The organism is Mesorhizobium sp. M7A.F.Ca.CA.002.09.1.1 (genome assembly GCF_003998555.1).
Classification (GTDB): Bacteria; Pseudomonadota; Alphaproteobacteria; order Rhizobiales; family Rhizobiaceae; genus Mesorhizobium; species Mesorhizobium ciceri.
In genome coordinates this window covers 1-664 of sequence record NZ_RZRR01001486.1, presented here as the reverse complement: position 1 = coordinate 664, position 664 = coordinate 1, and the positions used below count along the sequence as shown (strand labels likewise).

Genomic DNA, 664 nt, shown 5'->3' with positions numbered 1-664 from the left:
AGACAGACGCTGAACTATGCCCGCGTCAACGTCACCGTTCCGGGGCTTCACAAGACCGGCCAGATCGAGCGCCGCTCGCGCGGCAAGTCGGACGACCCGGCCAAGTATTTCATGGCTTCCGAGGTCGTCGGCTACGACACGCAGCCGAAATTCTCCAGCGCGCTCAACGCCGACATCGCGGCGCGCGGCGGCCGCGTCATGGTCTTCGTGCATGGCTACAACACCGGCTTCGATGCCGCCGTCTATCGCCTGACCCAGATCGTCCATGATTCCGGCTATCCCGGCACGCCAGTGCTGTTTTCCTGGGCATCGGGCGCCAGGACCACCGACTATGTCTACGACAAGGAAAGCGCCAGCGCTGCCCGCGACCAGTTGGAGGTGACGCTCAGGATGCTGGAGCAGTCCGGCGCGTGGCGCATCGACATCGTCGCACATTCGCTCGGAACCTGGGTCACCATGGAAACGCTGCGCCAGATGGCCATCACCGGCGATCGCGATCTCGGCGGCAAGCTCGGCGACGTGGTGCTGGCCTCGCCCGACATCGATGTCGACGTGTTCAAGAGCCAGATGCGGCGCTATGGCAAGCCCGACAAGCCGTTCATCCTGCTGTTATCGGACGACGACCGTGCGCTGCGGCTCTCCGGCCTGATCGCCGGTTCACGGC

General features: G+C 64.8%; 1 protein-coding gene. It reads left to right on the top strand.

Translation table 11 applies throughout. The features are described from left to right. Positions 1-664 (top strand): alpha/beta hydrolase (locus tag EN994_RS34190; protein WP_127308291.1); only part of this gene is annotated, 664 nt, incomplete at both ends.